Source organism: Bacillus sp. FJAT-42376, assembly GCF_003816055.1.
In the GTDB taxonomy this organism is placed as follows: Bacteria; Bacillota; Bacilli; order Bacillales; family Bacillaceae; genus Metabacillus_B.
Genome location: NZ_CP033906.1, coordinates 2,414,690 through 2,430,583, shown reverse-complemented (window position 1 = coordinate 2,430,583; position 15,894 = coordinate 2,414,690). Strand labels below are relative to the sequence as shown.

Below are 15,894 nucleotides of genomic sequence, written 5' to 3'. Positions count from 1 at the left end.
TTCGTTTCCTCGTGAGCCTGCGGGATCTCACCTGTCCCGCTGCTCTAATTATCGCGTATTCCGCCCAGGGTTTTAAAACCCTGTTATTTAATGGTGAAAATTCGTTCCATCTGTTGTTGCAGCAATCACTCCGGTGCGAATGACAAAATCACCAAAATGCTCTCCCGCCTGTCTCTCTTTCGCATAGCGGGGCAAAAGCTCCCGCAGCTCGCGGAGAATTTCCTCTTCTCCGATGTTTTCTCTGTACATTTTACTGAGCCTGCTGCCGTCAAAAGCTGCTCCGAGGTACATGTTGTATTTTCCGGGAGCTTTGCCGATAAATCCGATTTCTCCTAATGCATGGCGGGCACAGCCGTTCGGACACCCTGTCATGCGAATTGTAATTTCTTCGTTTTTCAAACCATTCTCATCCACGATTTCTTCAATTTTATTAATCAAAACCGGTAGATAGCGCTCAGCTTCTGCCATTGCAAGGCCGCACGTCGGGAGTGCAACACAGGCCATTGAACTTCTGCGCAGGGCCGAAAAGTGTTTTCCGTCTGTAAGGCCGTATTCACTGATTAAAGCGTCAATCTGTTTTTTCTTCTGCTGGGACACGTTTGCAATGATCACGTTCTGATTGGCGGTCAGCCTGAAGTCGCCTGTATGCACTTTCGCTATTTCCCGCAGTCCCGTTAAAAGCTTCACCTGTTCAAAATCAGCTACACGTCCGCCTTCGACAAACAGGGTATAGTGCCATTTCCCTTTTAAACCTTTCACCCAACCGTAGCGGTCTCCATTATGATCAAAGCTATATGGCCTTGCTTCATCGAGGCTCCAGCCAAGGCGGTTTTCTAATTCTTCCTTGACTGTTTCAAGACCAAGACGGTCTACGGTGTATTTGAAACGGGCATTTTTACGTTCTGAGCGGTTCCCGTAATCACGCTGAATGGTTATGACTTTTTCAGCAAGATCAAGAATTTTATCCGGCGTACAAAAACCAATTGGCTTTCCGAGCTGCGGATAGGTCTGCTGGTCCCCATGGGACATTCCCATTCCGCCGCCAATCAGGACGTTAAAGCCGGTAAGCTTTTCCTCTTCAACAATGGCGATCAGCCCGAGATCCTGCGAAAAGACATCGATATCATTTGAAGGGGGCACAGCGATTCCGATTTTAAACTTCCGCGGCAAATAAAGTGGTCCGTACATCGGTTCCGCCTCTTCCGCTTCCGCTGTTCCCGCTACCTTCTCTTCATCAAGCCAAAGTTCATGATAGGCCCGGGTGCGAGGGAGCAAGTGTTCACTCAATTTTTTTGACCATTCATATACTTCTGCATGAATGCCCGATTGTTCAGGGTTCGGATTGCACATGACGTTCCTGTTTACATCTCCGCAAGCGGCAATTGTATCCATGAGGGAAGCATGGATTTCCTGGATGGTTTTTTTCATGTTCCATTTTAAGACCCCATGCATCTGAAAAGTCATTCTCGTTGTAAGTTTCAAGGTTCCGTTCCCGTTTGTCCGGGCAAGCTCATCCATTACAAGCCACTGGTCTGGAGTAGCCACGCCCCCGGGAAGGCGGACACGGAGCATAAATTGATAGGCTGGCTCAAGTTTTTGCTTTTGACGCTCATTCCGGAGATCACGATCATCCTGCAGATAGCTTCCATGGAATTTCATCAGCCGGTTATCATCATCGGAAATACCGGAGCTGATCGGTTCAAGCATTGATTCTGCCAGTGTTCCCCGTAAATAATTGCTTTCTTCCTTTATGCGTTCCACATCACTCGGGGTACCGCCGGGTGCAGTCAGTTTTGTGTTGGTCATGCTAACCTGACTCCTTTCCTGTATGGATTAATAAACATCACGCTGATATCTTTTATCCCGCTGCATAGAAGCCGCGTATTCTTCTGCTTTTTCACGGCTCATCCCGCCTTCATGTTCAATAATTTCGATAAGAGCCTCATGTACATCCTGGGCCATGTTTTTCTCATCGCCGCACACATAGAATACGGCACCTTCCTGAAGCCAGGAGAAAAGCTCTTTGCTCTTTTCGCGCATCCGGTGCTGAACATAAACTTTCTTCTCCGTATCACGTGAAAAGGCGACATCCATTCTCGTTAATACGCCGTCTTTTATCCATTTTTGCCATTCTGTCTGATAAAGGAAGTCGGTAACGAAATGCTGATCACCAAAAAACAGCCACGATTTGCCCTCAGCTCCTGTTTCTTCGCGCTCCTGCAAAAAGGAACGGAATGGAGCAATTCCCGTACCAGGTCCCACCATGATAATCGGGGTGTCAGGGTCGTCCGGTAGCTTAAAGTTCTCATTCGGCTGCACATATACAGGCAATCGGTCTCCCGGCTGAAGCCGTTCTGCCGCAAGAATGGAGCATACCCCATTTCGCGAACGTCCGTGACTTTCATAGCGCACGGCTCCAATGGTTAAATGAACTTCTTCCGGATTGGCTTCCAAACTGCTTGAAATGGAGTACAGCCTTCCCGGAATTTTCCGAAGAATAGAAAGCAATTCTTGTGCCGATCCTGCCCACGGGCCGAAATCCTGAAGCAAATCAAGGAAGTCGCGGCCTGTCACATACTCTTTAAGGTTCCCTTCTTGTCCGGGCGAAAGCAGTTCCTTCAGCTTTTGATTTTCCGTGAAAGCTGCCGCCTTTTCAAGGAGGGGCTTTGTAAGGACGGTTATTTCAAAAAAGGAGGTGAGAGCATCCTTTAAAGACCGCAATTCCCCTTGTTTCCCAACTGTCACCGGTTCTTCGGGGTCCCACTTCATTTCATCAATCACCATGCTGACAAGGGCCGGATCGTTTTCCGGATAAATTCCGAGACTGTCGCCGGGCTGATAGGAAAGACCGGACCCTTCAAGGGATAGTTCCAGGTGAGTCGTCTCTTTATTGGAACCGCGCCCGTTTAAATTGATCCTTTCCAGAATTTCTGCCTGAAACGGATTGGTCCTTGAATAGGCTGCTCCGGAAGCCGGAGTGACAGCTTCCCGATCAGGTGCGGCTGACTGCTCCTGTTCTGAAGTGCCCAGTTCTCCAAGAACCCCTTCCAGCCACTCTGCTGCAGTCTCGTCATAATCAAGATCACAGTCAACGCGCGGATAGATCCTATTTCCCCCAAGCTCTTCAAGCTTTAAGTCAAACTCTTTCCCAGTCTGGCAAAAGAATTCATACGAGCTGTCTCCTAATGACAAAACGGAGAAATGAAAATTTTCGAGCTTCGGGGCACGTTTGCTGTGCAGGAATTCATGGAAAGAAAGAGCATTATCCGGAGGATCTCCCTCGCCGTGAGTACTGACAATAATTAAGAGATTTTGTATTTTTTTGAGTTGGTTCGGCTTAAAATCATTCATGGAAGCGACCGTCACTTCAAACCCTTTCTCTTCAAGGGTTTTCCCGCTTTCCTTTGCAAGTCCCTGTGCATTTCCGGTCTGTGAACCGAATAGAATGGTCACTTTTTTGGATTCGTTCGTTTTTACAGTTCCGGCGGAAACACTGCTGTCTGTGTTTTCATATGTATTGGAATTGGCATTACCTGAAGCAGCCATAAAACCAGAAATCCATATTTTCTGGGAATCTGTGAGCGACGGCAGAAGCTGGTTCAGCAGATCTGCCTGTTCTTGATTAAAAGGGCTGTTTGTCACTTTAATTTGCAATGAACCCACCTCTTCACATCTTGATATTTCGATTATACCTATAAATTAAGTCGGTTTTTGGATGAAGCTTGGCATGCTCATAAGAAATAAACAGACTTAGTCCAACATCTTTTTTAATTTTACTGAAAATTGATTCATTAGTAAAATAATTTTCATTAATCGGAATGATAGAGATTTTTAATAAAGACCTTTTAAAAAAACTACCATTCCCTTACTGAATAGTCAAACGGTATGGAGGTATAAAGGAAAAGCCCCGGATACCATCGGCATCCGGGGCTTTTTTGCTCAGGCTCAGCGTTCTAAAGCTGTTCCATCGTAGCTTTTTACATCAAGAGGTGCTGCTAAATATTCTTTTGCTTTTCCGATAAAGGCGACGAAATGTTCGCTTTCGCCATGACTCTTCACGGCCGCCATGTCTTCCCACACTTCAACCATTGTGTACGCAAGGTCCTGGTCCAGGTTTTTCATCAACCGGTAGGAAATGCATCCTGCTTCTGCCTGGGAAGCTTGAATCAATGTTTGAATTTCTTCAAGAAATGCTGCTTCTTTGTCCTGTCTTACTTGAAATCCTGCATGTGTAATAATCATTTTTATGTCCTCTTTTCGTTTTTTGGATTTTTATTTGGCTGTGAAGCTTATCTCCACTCGGTGATTTTTTCAATTGGAAGCCGAACGGATTGATAACCTTGATCGGCAGCTTTCCCGATGGAAAGAAGCATAACCGGGTAATAACGCTCTTTGTCCAGGCCGAATACGTCCGCAATTTGGTCTTTCTCATATCCGCCGATTGGATTCGTATCATACCCGTGGGCACGTGCAGCAAGCATAAGCTGCATGGAAACAAGTCCGGAGTCAATCAAGTTCATTTCTTTTAATGATTCATAAGAACTTGCTTCAAAAAATCCTTTAAGCTGTGTCACTTGTCTGTCTCTTACCTCAGCAGGCATATAGCCTTCTTCAACTGCTTTATTATATATTTCTTCCATATATTCATCGCTCTTCATATCGGCAAATACGGCAATCATAGCAGCGGATGTTTCATTTTGAATTTGATTAAACTTCACTAAAGGAGCCAGTTTTTTCTTGCCTTCCTCCGTATCGACTACCATAAACCGCCATGGCTGCATATTAACAGAAGAAGGGGCAAGCGTCGCTTCCTTCAGAATTTCTGTCATTTCTTCACGGCTGATTTTTACAGCCGGGTCATAGTTCCGGATTGAACGGCGTCCAGTAATAATTTCATTAAAGTCATTTATTTTCGTCATGATTCATTTCTCCTTTATGCGAGATCTAGGTGATTTTAAAATGTTAGTATGCCATATTCCCGACATTTTCTTGAATGCGGGCAAGCATTTTTAGAAGAAGAGTACGTTCCTCCGCGTTAAAACCCTGCAGGACATCGGAAACAAAGCGCTGTTTTTCTTCTTTGTACGCAGCGATTTTTTCCCGGCCTTCCTCCGTCAGACGAACATATGTGAAACGGTTGTCTTCGGGATTTTTACGGCGGATGATGACTCCTTTTTCTTCAAGCTGCTTCAAATGCCTCGTTACAGCAGCATGATCTATATTTACCTTTTTCTGCAGCGTGCTTTGATTAATTTCTTCTGTCTCGTACAGCTTCAGCAAAAGCTCTAAACGGGATTGGCTGACTCCGGTACATGCTTCAAATTTCGGATTTGTCCGTTTGTTGATTTCATATAATCGGAAAACAATTTCTTCATCTTCGGCACGCAAATTGGACAAATGCATCCCCCTCCTTTTAAGCCAAGCATATAATTGACCTATCAATTATATAAGGATGTATAACCTTCTATCTTTCACCTGAATAGAAAAGTTTAAACATTTGATTGGTCAACTATTGAGCTATCAATTATATTAGATCATTTGTCTTTCTGTGTCAAATCATTCAATTCGGATGCTGGCATCCTTGTGTTTAAGCGAGGTTAAGGATCCTTTTGCCTAATAAGCCTGGAGGGTCTGGTCTGTCCCACTGTTCTAAGTAGGGACCTTTCCCCTCCAAGCTATCCACTTCCATTCACCCATTTTTACGGAGCTTTTTCGCCATGTACTTTTAAATGAGACCGGGCCGCCCCTGTCTATTACCTATTTGCCTGGCGTACCGTATCTTTTACTTCTTGTAAGAGAACTGCTCTCGCTTCCTTGTTTGAAACGGCTGCTGCTTCGTTCATCAAGGTTAAGTTAAACACATCGTTTTTCGTAATTTCCGGACGACCCTTTCCCTGGATATCCATGACCCATTGTTCCATCGGCATAGGGAGGGGTTCGGGAAGCTCTTCAGGTGTGATCCACTCCCCTCTTCTAAAGAAGGAACTATTAATCCGGATCTTGTTATTTTCAATGAGAAGGGCCCCTTCTGTTCCATACAGTTCAAGCTGAAAAGGGCTTTCCGCCGAAATAAACCCTGTCTCAAGGACTCCGAGTGCCCCTGATTCATACTCGACCGTCACGACAGCATTATCATCCACTCCAAGGCCAAAGGTATGCTGAAGCCTTGCAGAAACCGAAACCGCGTTTCCGGCTAAACGGTTTGTCAAATAAATCGGGTGTGCGCCAAGATCGATCAGCGCTCCTCCGCCGCACTGTTCTTCATTGAAGAAATGCGGGGGCAGCCAGCCGGTTTCTTTTCCGGGTATGGAGATGGCTCCGTCGTGGGCCAGTCTGCATCGGATGGATGTTAATCGTCCAAGCCAGCCTTTTTTGACTGCCTCTTCTGCATATAAGAAATAATCGGCTGACAGTCTCGGAAGCGACACCATCAGTTTTACATTTGCTTTTTCTGCAGCATCCCAGATTTCTTCACAATCCCGAAGAGAAAGCGCTAACACTTTTTCAGAAAAAATGTGTTTGCCATATTCCGCTGCAGCAAGAATGACTTCTTTATGCATATTTGTCGGAGTACAAACAATCACGGCATCAATGTCCCGGTTCTTAAGAACAGAAAACAGATCTGCTTCATACGGCACACCAAGCTCTGCCGCCCATTTGTTTCCTCTTTCCTCTAATTCATCCCACACCATTTTAATTGAAATATTTTCGTTATCCAATGCCTCTTTCACATAATCATCAGCATGTACGTGCCATCTGCTCAGCACTGCAACATTCAGCATTTCTTTCACTCCCGCATTTGTTGTATTGACGCTGCTTCACTTTCTCATTTGTCTGATCCACGGCAAAAGAGCCCTTTGTTCCTGTCTCTTCTCTTGTAAAAATATAGAGCTGGCCGTCCTGCTTATTATCTTATAAAGATCTAAATATTTCAAACAATCGAACAGCGATCCTTTCTGCTATTCAGCAACTCCATTTACTATGTGCGAGCACCATCCACCATTCCCTGGATAAACTTGAACTGTCTTCTCTAAAATAAAAGCTCTATATAAGAGGATGTAGATTTGCGCTGCGAACGGCGGGCAGGCTGTGGCATTCCGCCTTGGTCTCATCTCTTCCTTTCAATGATCCGGTGATTTGCCGCATCAGCATCTATTTTAACGAAGCAAAAAAAGCCCCCCATATCAGAGATAGGGGGCTGGATTTTAATACATGCTCATATATTGTTCGCGTTCCCAAGGATGAACTTGTGTGCGGAACATATCCCATTCGATTTCTTTTGCCTCGATGAAATGTTCAAACAAGTGGCTTCCGAGAGCATTCACGATGGTTTCGTCGGATTTAAGGTTTTCAAGCGCTCCAGCCAGTGTGGAAGGAAGATCCACAATGCCGTTTTCAAGGCGCTCTTCTTTATTCATGACATAGATGTTGCGGTCAATCGGTTTTGGCGGAGTCAGGCTGTTTTTAATTCCGTCCAGACCTGCTGCCAAAAGAACGGCCATCGCAAGATACGGATTAGCAGCCGGATCGACACTGCGCACTTCTACACGGGTAGAGATGCCGCGGGATGCCGGAATACGAATCAGCGGACTGCGGTTCCTAGCAGACCATGCAACGTAACAAGGCGCTTCATAACCAGGTACAAGACGCTTGTATGAGTTCACAGTCGGGTTTGTGACAGCTGTAAAGTTCGGTGCATGCTTGATGATTCCCGCGATAAATTGACGGGCCGTTTCGCTCAATTGCAAATCTCCGTTCTCATCAAAGAATGCGTTCTTTCCTTCTTTGAAAAGAGAAAGGTTGCAGTGCATTCCAGAGCCGTTCACACCGAATAGCGGCTTAGGCATGAAGGTCGCATGCAAACCATGTTTGCGGGCAATTGTTTTTACGACCAGTTTGAACGTTTGAATATCATCACATGCTTTTACAGCACTTGCATATTTAAAGTCGATTTCGTGCTGCCCAGGTGCTACTTCGTGGTGGGAAGCTTCAATTTCAAAGCCCATTTCCTCAAGTTCAAGCACGATATCGCGGCGGCAGTTCTCGCCAAGATCTGTTGGAGCAAGGTCGAAGTATCCGCCTTTATCGTTCAGCTCAAGGGTCGGTTCTCCTTTTTCATCCAGTTTGAAGAGGAAAAATTCCGGCTCAGGCCCAAGGTTGAAATCCGTAAATCCAAGCTCTTCCATTTCCCCTAGAATCCGCTTCAGGTTTGCACGCGGATCTCCATCGAATGGAGTGCCATCCGGGTTATAAATATCACAGATAAAGCGGGCAACTTTCCCCTTTTCAGAAGTCCACGGGAAAATGACGAATGTATCAAGATCCGGGTAAAGGTACATATCGGATTCTTCGATGCGCACGAATCCTTCAATAGAAGATCCATCAAACATCATTTTGTTGTCAAGCGCTTTTTCCAGCTGGCTTGCCGGAATTTCTACGTTTTTAATGGTGCCCAGAATATCCGTGAATTGAAGGCGGATATACTTTACGTTGTTTTCGCTTACTAAGCTTACGATGTCTTCCTTGGTATACTTTGACATAATCATTTCCTCCCAATTCGGTAGCAGATTTATTTAAACAATTTAATGGTGCTCACTTATTAATGAAAAAACCTGGACATATCCCCCTGGCGGAGAGTGGGTCTGTGAAAGTTTCCTCCCTGGGCCATCTCAGCCTTCAGGAGTTTCCTCAGCTCTTCATCTGTCAGGTCAGGCTTTTCTGCCTTCGCGGCAGGCTCTGCAAGCGGTGCAGCCGCTGCTTCTTTTCTTGAAAAAATCTGTTTAATTCCCGCAAGATTTACGCGCTGTTCAATCAAACTTTTAATCTCTAAAAGCTGATCGACATCATTAAACGAAAACAGACGGCGATTCCCTTCTGTGCGGGCAGGGAAAATTAATTCATGCTCCTCATAGTAACGGATCTGTCTTGCAGACAATTCCGTCAGCTGCATGACAATCCCTATAGGAAACAAAGGCATTGAGCGTCTAATCATATCACCCATTGCATTTCCTCCTTATCAAATCATAATGTTATTATATGCAATGTGATATTATGTGTCAAGTTAATGTAAGGAAATCTAACATTAAAATTCTTTTATCCTATATAACTTCCATTTATAGGATTTATTATAAAAAAATGAAAAAAGAGCGGGAAATCCGCTCTTTACAAAGTAAGTAATTCCTTCTCTAAAAGAAAATCCAAAGCCGAACAAATCGCTATTTTGACATGAGAATAGGTTAATCCGCCCTGAACGTATGCTGTATAAGGCGCTCTAAGCGGCCCGTCTGCCGATAATTCTATGCTTGCTCCCTGAATAAATGTACCTGCTGCCATAATGACATCATCTTCATAGCCGGGCATATAACTTGGATAAGGGGTCACATGGGAATTAATTGGAGAAGCAAATTGAATTGCCTGGCAGAATGCAATCATCCGGTCAGGATCATCAAATTGGACAGACTGTATCAAATCCGTCCTGACGGCATCCCAGGAAGGAGATGTTTTCAGTCCCGCTTTCTGCAGAATCGCCGCTGTAAATACCGCCCCTTTTAATGCCTGTCCCGCTACATGCGGGGCAAGGAAGAAACCTTGGTACATTTCCTGGAGGCTATAAAGGGAAGCTCCCGCCTCTGCCCCGATTCCAGGTGAAGTCATTCGGTAAGAACAAGCTTCCACAAGGTGTTTTTTCCCTGTTATATACCCTCCTGTCTTCGCAAGGCCTCCTCCGGGGTTTTTGATAAGGGAACCCGCCATTAAATCCGCTCCGGCGTGGCAGGGCTCAAGCTCTTCAATAAACTCCCCGTAGCAATTATCAACGAAGACAATCAGATCGGGATTGATGCCTTTTACAAATTCAATCATCTCGCGTATTTCAGCAATAGTAAACGATGGACGGCTTGCATACCCTTTGGATCTCTGGATTCCGATCATTTTCGTTTTACCGGTGATCGCTTCTTTTAATGCTTTAAAATCCGGTTTCCCATCCGCCTGCAAATCGACCGTTTGATAATGAATGCCGAATTCTTTAAGAGAGCCGGTGCCTTTCCCTCTGATTCCTACAATCTCTTCAAGCGTATCATACGGTTTTCCGGTCATATAAATGAGCTCATCACCCGGCCGGAGGACCCCAAATAGGGCAATGGAAATTGCATGGGTTCCGGATATGATTTGAGGACGCACGAGTGCTGCCTCCCCGCCGAACACATCCGCATAAATGTTTTCAAGGGTATCCCGGCCAATGTCATCATAGCCGTAACCTGTGGATGGGTTAAAATGCGAATCGCTGACTCTGTGTGACTGATAGCTTTGCAAAACCCTGTATTGATTACTTTCAATTCTTTCATCAATTTGCTTATGAAGCGCAGCAATCTGATTTTCTGTTTCTTTTACAAGCTTTTCGAGCTTGAGGCCATGTTTTAACTGTTTAAGCATTACCATTCATCCTCATTTGTCCGTTCTTTTGATGGGAGTTTGGAGTCGCCTTCCTGGGCGTATCCTTTAATTGCATATACTTCTTTTTCTTCGTTATATATAAACGAGTCGACAATCGTATCCCGTTTCAGCTGGGAGATCAGCCTTCCTTCACCGGGCCCGAGCTCTAGTGAATATGGCACCATTTCTTTCTTAACCTGTGCCTCCATTTTCACTTTCAGCTTTTCTAAATCTTCTGGATTCAGGGCGCTTAAAATAATATACGGGTCTGCTGTGTTTGGTGTAAATTCGGGAAGCATTTTGTCTTGTTTGTTGTATATCGTTAATCTCGGAATGGAACTCGCTTCCAATTCATCAAGAAGACGGAATACGGTTTTTTCATGATTCCGGCTATCTTCACTTGACGTATCCACCACATGCAAAATCAAATCGGCTTCTTTTGCTTCTTCCAACGTGGAACGGAATGCCGCAACGAGCGTGGTGGGCAGATCCTGAATAAATCCAACCGTATCGGTTAACAGCGCCTGGTATCCGCTTGGAAGTCCTGTTTTTCTTGTCATTGGATCAAGCGTTGCAAAAAGCAGGTTTTCTTCAAAGCTGTCGGATTCCGTCAGCCGGTTGAACAATGTTGATTTTCCGGCATTCGTATAGCCGACAAGAGCAATTTGAAAAGCCTGGTTCCGCTTGCGGCGGTCACGGTAACGGGCTCTGTGGCTAATGACTGTTTTCAGCTGCTGTTTGATCTCGACCATTCTCCGGTTGATGTGCCTTCGGTCTGATTCAAGCTGGGTCTCACCCGGCCCCCTTGTGCCGATTCCCCCGCCCTGTCTGGACAGGTGAATCCCTTGACCGGATAGACGGGGCAATAAATAGTCCAGCTGGGCCAGTTCAACCTGAAGCTTTCCTTCCCGTGTCTGCGCGCGCTGCGCAAAAATATCAAGAATCAGCTGGGTGCGGTCAATAACCTTAACATCCAATTCTCTATGAAGATTTCTGATTTGACTGGGGGACAGCTCCCCGTTGAAAATGACCACATCCGGTTCTAATTCTTCAGTCAGGTTTTTTAATTCTTCCAGCTTTCCCTTGCCAATACACGTAGCCGGATGAAGCCGGTCTCTTTTTTGAGTGACGGAAGTAAGTGTTTCTCCATTGGCTGTCTTAATGAGCGATTTCAATTCTTCCATGGAATAATGAAATTGTTCGTCGCTGACGAATGGAAGCTGACATCCGACAATGACTGCCTGTTCGGGCTGTGTCTGAGAAAGATCGTTCAATATGCATTCCTGCCTTTTCAATAGTAATGATAAAATCTATCATACCATTTTTTCATGCTTTAGGAAAAAAATCATTGATTTTAAAGGAAACTCCGTCTAAAATCTATACGGTTGTACTTTGTTTAAAGGGGATAGGCTATGACTTGGGAAGTATTAAGCATCATCGGCACAGTTGCCTTCGCCATCAGCGGCGCAATTGTAGCCATGGAGGAAGAATACGATATTCTTGGCGTATATATATTAGGAATTGTGACAGCTTTCGGAGGCGGTGCCATCCGCAATCTTCTGATAGGCGTACCGGTTTCCGCCCTTTGGGAACAAGGGCTTTATTTTCAAATCGCTCTCTTTTCCATCACCCTCGTTTTTCTGTTTCCCCAGCTCCTTATGAAGCACTGGAATCGGTGGGGGAACTTCACGGATGCGATCGGCCTGTCTGCTTTTGCTATTCAGGGCGCCTTGTATGCATCTAACATGGAACACCCGATGAGCGCGGTCGTTGTCGCCGCGGTTTTGACCGGGAGCGGCGGAGGAATTGTCCGGGATATGCTGGCCAGGAGGAAGCCGCTCGTTTTGCGGGCGGAAATATATGCAGCCTGGGCCATTATCGGCGGTTTTGCAATCGGGCTCGGCTGGGCAAAATCCCCGTTTGAACTGTATGCCCTTTTTATACTGATTACGCTCCTTCGGATTTTTTCCTACACCTTTCACTGGAAGCTGCCCAGTAGGAGCATGTACAAAGATCGAGAATATTTGGAGCAGTAAAGAGGTTGGGACATAACTAAAATTGTTGTCCTAGAGCCGAACAGTCTTTTGAAAAGGCTATGTTGGTGATTTTTCACACCTGTTGATTGGAGCGGAAGGCGTGAGACTCCTGCGGGAGCAGCGGGACAGGTGAGACCCCGCAGTGGCGAAGCCAGGAGGAGGCTCACCGCCCGCCCCGCGGAAAGCGAACGACTGTAGCGGAAATCAACAGCCAAGTTTAACAGTGCTTTTGAATGAAGCATGAAAAACAATAAAACCGAACGATTACGAACCTCTATACCAGAGATTCAAATAATCGTTCGGTTTTTTAATTAGCCGAAAACCTTTTGTCCCAGCCTCTTATTTTCTCTCTTTTTGTTCCGATCGGCATCCATTAATCTTTCATTCCGGAAGTTGCCATCCCTTTTATAAACTGCTTCTGGAAAATCAGGAAAACGATCAGAATCGGAATCATGGTGACTACAGACATCGCAAGCAGGCTTCCCCAGTCCACCCTGAACTCTCCGATGAAATTTGCCAAAGCAAGCTGGATCGTATATTTGGATGGGTCGCTGATTACGATCAGCGGCCAGATAAAGTCATCCCATCTCCACATAAAGGAAAAGATGGTCAGAACCGCAATGACCGGTTTGGCTATCGGGACAATAATCGTCCAGAAAATCCTCCACTCGCTTGCCCCGTCCATTCTGGCAGCCTCAAGCAAGTCATCCGGCACCGTCAGCAAATACTGTCTCATGAGAAATACTCCCATCGGAGTGGCAGCAGGCGGGATAATCAGCCCGAGCAGGTTGTTATATAATCCAAGCTTACTGATGACCGTAAAAATAGGGGTCATAATTACTTCAATCGGAATCATTAAGGTTGAAAGGAATAAAAACAGAATTAGCGTGTCGCCTTTAAAACGGAATTTCGAAAGAGCGTATCCTGCCATCGTATTAATGAGCAGGGTTAAAAGAGTTGCTGAAACAGCTACAACGGCGCTGTTGAAAAAATAAAGCCCAAAATTCCCTTTGCTGAACGCTGCTGTGAAATTTTCAAACGATAAAGACTCCGGCAGGAATTTCGGCGGCCATGAATAAAGATCAATCGGCCCTTTTATAGAAGAAAGAAAAATCCATAAGACCGGCGCGATAAAAAGCAGCGCAAGGAGGATCAATACAAAATAGGTGAAAAAGCCAGCTTTCTGTGTCAATCGATTTTCCCTCCATTCGCCCACTTAAACTGAATAAACGTAAACAGTCCTATCATTAAGAACAGGACAACGGACATCGCACTTGCATACCCGACCTCGCTTTTGGTAAATCCAAATTCAAATATATACTGCACAATCAGTGTGGTTTCTTTCGCAGGTCCTCCGCCTGTAAGCGAGAATATAAGCGGATAAGCCTTTACGGATTCTACAATCAGCAGCATGAATACTAAAAGACTTGTCGGCTTGAGCAGCGGAAGGGTAATCTTCCAGAACGTCTTCCATCTGTTCGCTCCGTCAATTTGGGCCGCCTCATAATAAGAGGCGGGAATGCTCTGCAGGCCGGCAATAAAAATGACCATAAAAAACCCGACACGAGCCCAGACTGTAGCGATCACAATGGTGATTTTCGCAATGGCCGGATCCGACAGCCATTTAACAGGCGGCAATCCCCATGCTTCCAGCAGATAGGTGATCACCCCGAAGCTGTCTCCAAAAATCCATTTCCAGGATAAACCGACAATAATAAATGAAATCATCGTCGGCCAGAAAATGATGGCCCTGAAAAGGCCTCTCGCTTTGATATCCTTAATCATCAGGATGGCCACACCGAGTGAAATGGCGAAAACGAGCGGTACAACGAGAACGGTGTACATCAGCGTGTTCAGCATGATTTTCCAGAATTCAGGGTTATTTAAGAGCTTAATATAATTGTCCAGTCCGACAAATGTCATATTGGATACACCGTTAAAACTTGTGAATGAGTAAACAAGGCCCATTAATGCCGGAATAATAATGAATATTAAGAAAATTAACAGGTTGGGAAGGACAAAAAGATAAGGAGCCATCTTTCTTCTTCTAAGATCTTTTTTCATCGACTGAACATGTAATTTATTTGACACTGCAGGCATCGCCTTTGATTTTTCAACCACCATATCCTTCCACTCTCCTTTACGGCTGCTTTTTGTTAAGTTCAATCGTGCCGTCGAATATTTCAGCCACTTCATCGAGAGCCTCTTGAGGAGTGGATTCCCCTTTTAGCGCCTTCGCGATCCCCGTCGTCAGATCGCCGGCATTTTTGGCCATGACCTGCTGGTAAGACCAGTCTTTCGCAGCCTGCGGCGACGTGTGTTTAAATTCGTCCGTAAAGACATCAAACATATGATCATCCATTGGATAATTCAGGTTTTTGTTATCTTTTCTGGCACTCAGGAACAAAGACTTTTCGATATACTCAGCATTTACTTCTTTCGTTGACAGATATTTAATAAAGTCCGCCGTTTCTTTTTCAACACCTGTATTTTTTAATCCCATTACATATTTTCCGCCGGGAACTGAAGATCGGGCAGCTTCTTTCGGCAAGTAGGTTACCCCCCAATTAAAGTGGGTAATATCTTTATAGCTTCCCATCATCCAGTTTCCCGCTAAATGAACGCCAACGGTGCCGGAGCGGAAAAGATTATTCGGATTTTCGCCTCCGAGCCAGACCGAATCCGGAAGCAGGCCTTCCTGGTGCATTTTCTTAAATTCTGTAAGCGCACGGACTGCCTGGGGGCTGTTTACGTTTGCCTTCGTTAAATCTTTATTAAAAAGGCTGCCTCCATACTCATAAAGCATCGTGGACCAGCGGTGGCCAGATGAATCCCACACCATCGGGTAACGGGCATCCCCTTTTTCTTTGACCTTTTTTAAAGCGGCGGTAAACTCGTCCCACGTCCAGATCTCATCCGGTGACTGAGGCACTTTTACTCCGGCTTTTTTAAACAGATCCTTATTGTAATACATGCCGTTGGCGGTGATATCCATTGGAGCGGCAATAATTTTCCCGCCAATCACATAAAAAGGTTTAATGGAATCTTCAAACTGGCTGGTGAACTTCTCCTGACTGCCCACATACTCCGTTAAATCAATGGCGTAATCCGCAAATTCATATGTATCATTTATCCTTACCAGGGCCGGGGGCTTTCCGCCGGCAATCGTTGTCTTAAGTTTGGTTTTTACATCTTTAAATGCGATTTCCACCAAATTGATATCGATTTTCGGATGATCTTTTTCGTATTTCTCAATGATTTCTTTCATGACTTCGCCTTCTCCGCCATCCGAGAACCACATAAAGTCCAGCTTTACTTTTCCGCTGCCTGACTGGCTGCATCCTGCAAGTGAGAGCATGAGTGCAATTAAGATGATTTTCGCTGCGCTGCCCCAGTATCTCTTCTTCAAAGAGCTCCCTCCTATTCT

At 45.3% G+C, this 15,894-nt stretch carries 14 protein-coding genes; 1 reads left to right on the top strand and 13 read right to left on the bottom strand.

Annotated features, from left to right (window positions below; genetic code table 11):
* Positions 1-87 precede the first annotated feature (87 nt).
* The 10 genes from cysI to hflX form a co-directional block, all read right to left on the bottom strand.
* Complete coding sequence (gene cysI / locus CEF21_RS12155; protein WP_123916708.1) at positions 88-1,806, bottom strand: assimilatory sulfite reductase (NADPH) hemoprotein subunit; 1,719 nt, start codon at positions 1,804-1,806, stop codon at positions 88-90.
* A 27-nt stretch (positions 1,807-1,833) separates the two neighbouring features.
* On the bottom strand, positions 1,834-3,642 hold the full coding sequence (locus CEF21_RS12150) for an assimilatory sulfite reductase (NADPH) flavoprotein subunit (RefSeq protein WP_481747673.1): 1,809 nt from the start codon (positions 3,640-3,642) through the stop codon (positions 1,834-1,836).
* 303 nt (positions 3,643-3,945) lie between these two features.
* Positions 3,946-4,242, bottom strand: a complete 297-nt coding sequence (locus CEF21_RS12145; protein WP_123916704.1) for a putative quinol monooxygenase — start codon at positions 4,240-4,242, stop codon at positions 3,946-3,948.
* Between the two features lie 47 nt (positions 4,243-4,289).
* Positions 4,290-4,919: a nitroreductase family protein gene (locus tag CEF21_RS12140; protein ID WP_123916702.1), complete on the bottom strand. Its 630-nt coding sequence runs from the start codon at positions 4,917-4,919 to the stop codon at positions 4,290-4,292.
* A gap of 43 nt (positions 4,920-4,962) precedes the next feature.
* A complete protein-coding gene (locus CEF21_RS12135; protein ID WP_123916700.1) occupies positions 4,963-5,403 on the bottom strand; it encodes a MarR family winged helix-turn-helix transcriptional regulator in 441 nt (146 codons plus the stop codon).
* Positions 5,404-5,753: 350 nt separating this feature from the next.
* Positions 5,754-6,782, bottom strand: coding sequence for a Gfo/Idh/MocA family protein (locus CEF21_RS12130; RefSeq protein WP_123916698.1), 1,029 nt, complete (start codon positions 6,780-6,782; stop codon positions 5,754-5,756).
* Positions 6,783-7,205: 423 nt separating this feature from the next.
* Entirely contained in the window at positions 7,206-8,540 is a 1,335-nt protein-coding gene (gene glnA / locus CEF21_RS12125; RefSeq protein WP_123916696.1) for a type I glutamate--ammonia ligase, read from the bottom strand.
* 59 nt (positions 8,541-8,599) lie between these two features.
* The gene (locus tag CEF21_RS12120) at positions 8,600-9,001 is read right to left on the bottom strand and encodes a MerR family transcriptional regulator (RefSeq protein ID WP_123916694.1); all 402 of its coding nucleotides are present in this window, start codon (positions 8,999-9,001) and stop codon (positions 8,600-8,602) included.
* Positions 9,002-9,162: 161 nt separating this feature from the next.
* Positions 9,163-10,431 (bottom strand): methionine gamma-lyase family protein, encoded by a 1,269-nt coding sequence (locus tag CEF21_RS12115; RefSeq protein ID WP_123916692.1) that lies wholly within the window; start codon positions 10,429-10,431, stop codon positions 9,163-9,165.
* The gene (gene hflX / locus CEF21_RS12110) at positions 10,431-11,705 is read right to left on the bottom strand and encodes a GTPase HflX (RefSeq protein WP_123916690.1); all 1,275 of its coding nucleotides are present in this window, start codon (positions 11,703-11,705) and stop codon (positions 10,431-10,433) included. The genes CEF21_RS12115 and hflX overlap by 1 nt, the downstream gene beginning before the upstream one ends.
* A gap of 138 nt (positions 11,706-11,843) precedes the next feature.
* Between hflX and CEF21_RS12105 the strand changes: the two genes are divergently transcribed.
* Positions 11,844-12,467, top strand: coding sequence for a trimeric intracellular cation channel family protein (locus CEF21_RS12105; RefSeq protein WP_123916688.1), 624 nt, complete (start codon positions 11,844-11,846; stop codon positions 12,465-12,467).
* Positions 12,468-12,840: 373 nt separating this feature from the next.
* On the opposite strand, the gene CEF21_RS12100 is transcribed toward CEF21_RS12105, so the two are convergent.
* Genes CEF21_RS12100 through CEF21_RS12090 form a run of 3 tightly spaced genes read right to left on the bottom strand, consistent with a single transcriptional unit; the run spans position 12,841 to position 15,876 of the window.
* Positions 12,841-13,659 carry a carbohydrate ABC transporter permease gene (locus tag CEF21_RS12100; protein WP_123916686.1) on the bottom strand — a complete coding sequence of 273 codons (819 nt, stop codon included), beginning with the start codon at positions 13,657-13,659 and terminating at the stop codon, positions 12,841-12,843.
* A complete protein-coding gene (locus CEF21_RS12095) occupies positions 13,656-14,663 on the bottom strand; it encodes a carbohydrate ABC transporter permease (RefSeq protein WP_346773352.1) in 1,008 nt (335 codons plus the stop codon). The genes CEF21_RS12100 and CEF21_RS12095 overlap by 4 nt, the downstream gene beginning before the upstream one ends.
* Positions 14,608-15,876: an ABC transporter substrate-binding protein gene (locus CEF21_RS12090; protein ID WP_241156665.1), complete on the bottom strand. Its 1,269-nt coding sequence runs from the start codon at positions 15,874-15,876 to the stop codon at positions 14,608-14,610. Before CEF21_RS12090 ends, CEF21_RS12095 begins: the two co-directional genes overlap by 56 nt.
* Positions 15,877-15,894: the final 18 nt, after the last annotated feature.

Coding starts and splice junctions, on each gene's coding strand:
- cysI (WP_123916708.1), bottom strand. CDS start 1,806: ATGACCAACACAAAACTGACTGCACCCGGCGGTACCCCGAGTGATGTG.
- CEF21_RS12145 (WP_123916704.1), bottom strand. CDS start 4,242: ATGATTATTACACATGCAGGATTTCAAGTAAGACAGGACAAAGAAGCA.
- CEF21_RS12140 (WP_123916702.1), bottom strand. CDS start 4,919: ATGACGAAAATAAATGACTTTAATGAAATTATTACTGGACGCCGTTCA.
- CEF21_RS12135 (WP_123916700.1), bottom strand. CDS start 5,403: ATGCATTTGTCCAATTTGCGTGCCGAAGATGAAGAAATTGTTTTCCGA.
- CEF21_RS12130 (WP_123916698.1), bottom strand. CDS start 6,782: ATGCTGAATGTTGCAGTGCTGAGCAGATGGCACGTACATGCTGATGAT.
- glnA (WP_123916696.1), bottom strand. CDS start 8,540: ATGTCAAAGTATACCAAGGAAGACATCGTAAGCTTAGTAAGCGAAAAC.
- CEF21_RS12120 (WP_123916694.1), bottom strand. CDS start 9,001: ATGGGTGATATGATTAGACGCTCAATGCCTTTGTTTCCTATAGGGATT.
- CEF21_RS12115 (WP_123916692.1), bottom strand. CDS start 10,431: ATGCTTAAACAGTTAAAACATGGCCTCAAGCTCGAAAAGCTTGTAAAA.
- CEF21_RS12105 (WP_123916688.1), top strand. CDS start 11,844: ATGACTTGGGAAGTATTAAGCATCATCGGCACAGTTGCCTTCGCCATC.
- CEF21_RS12095 (WP_346773352.1), bottom strand. CDS start 14,663: ATGAAGTGGCTGAAATATTCGACGGCACGATTGAACTTAACAAAAAGC.